Here is a 5,515-nt window from a genome sequence, read left to right as displayed (position 1 = left end):
GTGTAGCCGCGCAGCACTTCACCGACCGGGTCGGGCAGCCCGGCGACTTGACGCAGGCCGCCGGCGATTCCGTCGATGCGCTGGGGGTTCAGCGCCAGCCGGTCGAGCATCGCCGCCGGTATGCCGGCGTCACGTGCAGCGTCGAGGTCTTCGGTGTTGGCGGCCAGGATCTTGTCGACGTTGGCCAGGAGCGCATCCGCGGATGCGTGCAGTGCCTGATTCTTCACCGCAGTCGGCAGCGACGCCAGGGCGCGGGCGGCGACGCGGGCGCGGCGCGCGGCGTCATGGACTTCTTGACGCAAGTCGCGACGCGACGGAGCTTGCAGACTCATTACCCCAGCGTATCGGGCTTGCTGCGCCCACCGCGAATGCCCGGGGCGAGCAGCCGCCGCGCAGAGCTAGATGGCGGCAGAGATCTGTCTGAGCATCGCGAATCCGGCGTCGTCAGCCACGATGTTCGGCTGGCCCTTCTGCCAGTAGCCGTTGAGCAGGACAGCGACGCCGAGCGGCTGCTGGGTGGGCCCCGGCATCGTCATACCGATCCAGCAGGAGCAGCCGCCTAACGATGTCAGGCCGTTCTTCCAGACGATCGGCGGCTGGCCGGGTCTAACGTCCCAGGCCAGCCCCATGTTCGCCGGTCCGCGCTGCGATTCGCCGCACAGATTGACCGACAACGGCGAGTACTGGGTCGTCGAAGCTAGCGCCTTCATCAGCGGTGACGATTGGTTGGCGGCCGTCAGTTGTGTCATCAGCCAGGTGTGCATGTCCGTGGCCGACGACTTGATGTCCGACGCGCCGCCGGACGAGACCTGCGGACCACCGTTGGGAAACGCCGGCGCCAGCGGCGCTCCGTTAGGCACGATCGTCATGGTGTCGGGCATGTTCAGCGGCCCGGTGATCTGTTGCTGCAGCAGGCTGGCATAGGCCTGGCCCGGCGGCCCGCCGGGACTCGCCCCGGCGGCACAACCGTAAGCGGAGACGGTGGTGAAGCCCAGCGTGATGAACCCCATGTCCGAATAGCGCCAGCAGCTGCCCGGTTGCGGACCGTTGTGGGTGCGCCAGAAATTCAGCAGGTCGGGCGGCGGGGCCGAGGGGCTGGTTTCAAAGAGCCCGACGCCGTCTTGCGGACCAAGTGATTCGCGGGGCAGAGCTGAGGTGTGCTGGGCAAGCATCCGCGGCGTGATCTTTTGCATCGTCGCGCTCAGATTGCCGTTGCCAGCGAGGTATCCGTTGAGATAGCGGCTCAGGCTCGCATCCCAGTCGAAGCAGTCCGGGCGGGTGACGACTCCGTTGGCGAACATCGCGGCGCTGAAGGTCTTGGTGATCGAGCCGATAGCAAAAATGGTTCTCGGAGTGGGCGGCCCCTGGTCGGCCACCGTGCCGAACATGTAATAGGGATTGAATTGGTGGTTGGGATACGCGAACGCCACCGCCACCGCGTAGTTCACTCCGGGGGTCTTTGCCCGCAGGTTGTCGAGCAGCGAGTTGGCCTGGTTACCGATGATCCGGTCTAGCTGGGCCTGGGTGAGCCTGATCGGCCGGGTGCGGGCGTCCAGACCAGGATTGGCGGTCTCGGTCTGCTCAGGCGGTGGCGAGGAGCGCTGCGCATTACAGGCCGTCACCCCACTCAGCCCGAGCGCACCCACCCCAGCCGCGAGCCGTCCGAATTGCCGCCGCGACATACCGTTCATGGCTGGCCTTCCCCACTCCCGTTCGGCTCCGCAGGGGTTAGGTCGGCTGATCCCCTAGCCGTGGGGTAAGTGTTCGCTCAACGCGTGACCCTTCGGCGAAGTGTAGGCCGCGACCGCTGCGCGGTACCGCTATTCGATCAAATACCCGCAGCGAATACCGGTGCTCCGCGACCGTTTTCACGTGCACGATTTCCGGCGAACCGGATCAATTCCGGCCAAGTAGCCGACTAAGGGGGCGTAACGTGATTTATCCCCATAGCCCGGCCAACTGAGGAGAATTCAATGCGCAGTATCGCGAGCGCCCTAGCCGCTACTGCATTGATAGCGGGGGCGTTAATGACTGCTCAGCCTGCCCATGCCGCGCAAATTACGCACGACACAAACGTGTACACGCAACCCGTCGCGCCCCGAACACCTGCCATAGAACCGCTCGATTGCCATGGCGGGACCGGCACTCACGGCTGCGGCGCCGGGTGGGTCTGGCGCGACGGCTGGCGCGGCTGGGCCTGTTACCCCTGCTGATAGCACCACCCGATCGGAGAACTTCACGATGACCGTTCCCGCCAGCCGGTTGGGCACCCTGACGGCGAGCACGCTGTTGGCATTCGGTGTCGTTATCGGCGGCTGCAGTTCTCCGGGGTCCCCACCCAAAGCGGAGTACAGCAACTTGCTCGTTAACCCCAACGAGGTCTGGGATACCAGCGCCTACTCAGCCGCTCCGCCGGTGCAGAACCCGAATGGACAGACCGGCGTCCAAGACGTCTACACGCACCGCGATAAAACTCGCAAAATCACCGATACCATCCTGGTCCTGTCGGACAATTCAGCGGCGGCGACTTCGCTGAAACAATCGCAGGCGGGGTTAGGCAACCGAGTCGTCAACCCAAAGACGCAACCGGCGCCCGTGGGAACCGAAGGAATTATCGTCTCGGGATCGTCGCCGGACGGGTCGAAATCGGTGAGCGTGCTGCTATTCACCGAAGGCAAGGCGGCGACAACCGTCGAATTCGCCGGCCCCACACAAGATCCGATAACACCCGACGCCGTCACTGAGTTCGGCCAGCAGCAGGACAACGCGATCAAAAAGGGCTTGCCGGCCTAGAGTCTGCGGTTTCGCCCAGCCAAGGGAAGAAGGTTGCCATGACGCGCCTCATTCTTGAACTGATCCGGCCTTACCGCTGGGTTATCGGCATCATCCTGGCTGCCATGCTGGTGCAGACGGCCATGAACTTGGCCGGACCGTGGCCACTCAAGATCATCCTCGACAACGTTGTCGTTACGAAACATCCTCTGCCGCAGTGGATGACGGGCCTGCTGCCGGTGTTCGGCGGCAGCAGCAGAGCACATATCGCAGAGCTGGCGGCAATCTTTTTCGTCATCATCGCCGTCTTGAATGCGATCTCGTCGTATATCGGTAACTACTACACCGAGGTCGTCGGCCAGTGGGTCGCTTACGATCTCCGCACGCGGACGTACCATCATCTGCAACGGCTTTCACTGAGCTATTACGACAGCCACCAAGTCGGCGCAATCGTCAGCACCATCAACGACGACGTCGACACAATCCAGGACTTCGCCTCCGGCTCAGTTACCGACATGATTATCGACATCCTGCAAATTGTCGGGATCCTCGCCGTAATGTTCGCGATACGCTGGGATTTCGCGCTGATTGCCGTCGCGGTGACGCCGTTCCTGCTCTTTTTCGTGTCGCGAGTCCGAAAGGCAGTGAAAAAGGCAACCCATGAAGTACGACTCCGCCAGGCCGATATCGTAAGCACAGTGCAGCAGGGCCTGGAATCGGTCCGAGTGGTGCAGGCATTCGAGCGGGAGGACCTCCAGGAGGAGGAACTCAGACGGGTCGGCATACAGACCGTGCAGGCAGGACTGCAGGCCCGAAAGATCAAGGCACTGCTGTCACCGGTCGTCAATATCGTCGTCGCGGCGTGCACCGGGCTGGTGCTGTGGCGGGGTACGTCGCTGGTGATGGCAGGGGCGATGGAGGTCGGCACCCTCACCGTTTTCCTTTCGTATCTGGCCATGTTCTTCAAGCCGGTGCAGGACCTCGCCACGATGACCAATACCATCGCGCAGACGTCGGTCGGCGTTGAGCGTGTCCGGGCGATCCTCGACGCCGACGCCATCATTCCGGAGCGCCCCGACGCCATAGAGCCGCAGATATTGCGCGGCCAAGTTGAATTCGAGCACGTGTCGTTCGGTTACGATGCGGCACAACCGGTTTTGCGCGACGTCAGTTTCACCATCGAGCCGGGCCAGTTGGTGGGGGTGGTCGGCCCTACGGGCAGCGGCAAGTCCACGGTGGTGAGCCTGATCCCGCGGTTCTACGATCCCAACGCCGGTAGCATCAAGATCGACGGGGTCGATATTCGGGACTACAAGCTCCACGAACTGCGCCAGCACATCGGCTTCGTTCTCCAAGACACTGTGCTTTTCCGCGGAAGCGTGCGTGACAACATCGCGTACGGCCATCCTCGCGCCACCGATGACGAGATCGTCCACGCCGCCAAGCTCGCCAACGCCCACGAGTTCATCAGCCGCATGCCGCACGGCTACGACAGTCCGGTGGGCGAACGGGGTCTGACCCTTTCCGGGGGGCAGCGGCAACGCATCGGGATTGCGCGTGCCATCATCCGGGATAACCCGATTCTGATCCTCGACGAGCCCACGGCGGCGCTTGACACCGAGTCCGAAGAGTTGGTGATCGAGGCGCTGGAACGGTTGATGAAAGGCCGGACCGTCATCACCATCGCCCACCGCCTGAGCACGATCCGCGATGCGCACAACATCATCGTGCTCAAAGATGGGGTGGTCGCAGAGACCGGCACCCACGAGCAATTGCTGGCGCTGGGCGGCGTTTACGCCGGGCTGCATCGCATCCAGTATCAGGAAACCTCGGCGTAAGTTCCGAGCCACGGAGGTCACATGTCCCGTTCCATCATCGTTCTGCCAGACGACTCGGCTCGCCCGGTACTCGATGCCGTCAACGGGGCGACGAAGTCGCTGCGAATCAAGATGTTCGTCTTTTCCGACCCGGAGCTGTTGAACGCGGTGATCGCCGCCAAAAAGCGTGGCGTGCAGGTGCGGGTCATGCTCAATCCGGCGCGCCGCAGCGGTGAAGAGGACAACGAGGAGGCGCGCGCCCGGCTGACCGAGGGCGGGGTCGAAGTGCTTGACAGCAATCCCGCTTTTGACCTCACGCACGAGAAGTCCATGGTGGTCGATGACGCGCACGCATTCGTCAAATCTTTGAACTGGGCGACGGAGAACTTCACCGAGACACGGGATTATGCGGTGGCGACGTCACATGACTTCGAGGTGAAGGAGATCATCGATTGTTTCGAAGCCGACTGGAGCCGGCAGACCTTTGATCCGGGCCACTTCTCCCGGCTCATCTGGTGTCCGATCAACGGACGGGATCGACTCGCCGAATTCATCGACGACGCCAGGCATTTCCTGTTCGTGCAAAACGAGCGCTATCAGGACCCCATCATCATCGAGCGCCTGGTGCGAGCTGCGCGGCGCGGGGTGAAAGTCCACGTCATGGCTCGTTCGCCGCATACCCTCAAGAAGGACAAGCTCATCGAAGGCGTCGGTGGTCTGCGCATCCTCGATGACGTGGGAGTCAAGATCCACAAGCTCAAGCACCTCAAGCTGCACGCCAAAATGATTTTGGCTGACGGGGTTCGGGGCATCGTCGGGTCGATCAACCTGGCGCCGGGCAGCTTCGACAGCCGCCGGGAGCTCGCGATCGAAGTGCGAGACGAGCATGTCACCGAACGCCTGCACAAAGTGGCGCAACACGACTG

4 protein-coding genes and 1 pseudogene are annotated in these 5,515 nt (G+C 62.8%); 3 read left to right on the top strand and 2 right to left on the bottom strand.

Translation table 11 applies throughout. The features are described from left to right. Together proA and VFA16_RS14295 are read right to left on the bottom strand one after the other, a co-directional pair. Nucleotides 1-332 (bottom strand): annotated as a pseudogene (gene proA / locus VFA16_RS14300) (gamma-glutamyl-phosphate reductase); the annotation flags it as partial. Between the two features lie 66 nt (nucleotides 333-398). After that, on the bottom strand, nucleotides 399-1,691 hold the full coding sequence (locus VFA16_RS14295; protein WP_324968453.1) for a serine hydrolase domain-containing protein: 1,293 nt from the start codon (nucleotides 1,689-1,691) through the stop codon (nucleotides 399-401). Between the two features lie 550 nt (nucleotides 1,692-2,241). Here VFA16_RS14295 and VFA16_RS14290 point away from each other — a divergent pair. From VFA16_RS14290 to VFA16_RS14280, 3 genes are all read left to right on the top strand, one after another. Then, on the top strand, nucleotides 2,242-2,793 hold the full coding sequence (locus VFA16_RS14290) for a hypothetical protein (RefSeq protein WP_324968452.1): 552 nt from the start codon (nucleotides 2,242-2,244) through the stop codon (nucleotides 2,791-2,793). Nucleotides 2,794-2,831: 38 nt separating this feature from the next. After that, nucleotides 2,832-4,610: an ABC transporter ATP-binding protein gene (locus VFA16_RS14285; RefSeq protein WP_324968450.1), complete on the top strand. Its 1,779-nt coding sequence runs from the start codon at nucleotides 2,832-2,834 to the stop codon at nucleotides 4,608-4,610. Between the two features lie 21 nt (nucleotides 4,611-4,631). Further along, the coding region (locus VFA16_RS14280) for a phospholipase D-like domain-containing protein (protein ID WP_324968449.1) at nucleotides 4,632-5,515 on the top strand (884 nt) is incomplete at its 3' end.

It is taken from the genome of Mycobacterium sp. (assembly GCF_035653355.1).
Classification (GTDB): Bacteria; Actinomycetota; Actinomycetes; order Mycobacteriales; family Mycobacteriaceae; genus Mycobacterium.
This window is presented reverse-complemented; position numbering and strand designations above follow the sequence as displayed.

Excerpts from the sequence above, each read along its gene's own strand:
- VFA16_RS14290 (WP_324968452.1), top strand. The coding sequence starts at position 2,242 with ATGACCGTTCCCGCCAGCCGGTTGGGCACCCTGACGGCGAGCACGCTG.
- VFA16_RS14295 (WP_324968453.1), bottom strand. The coding sequence starts at position 1,691 with ATGAACGGTATGTCGCGGCGGCAATTCGGACGGCTCGCGGCTGGGGTG.
- VFA16_RS14285 (WP_324968450.1), top strand. The coding sequence starts at position 2,832 with ATGACGCGCCTCATTCTTGAACTGATCCGGCCTTACCGCTGGGTTATC.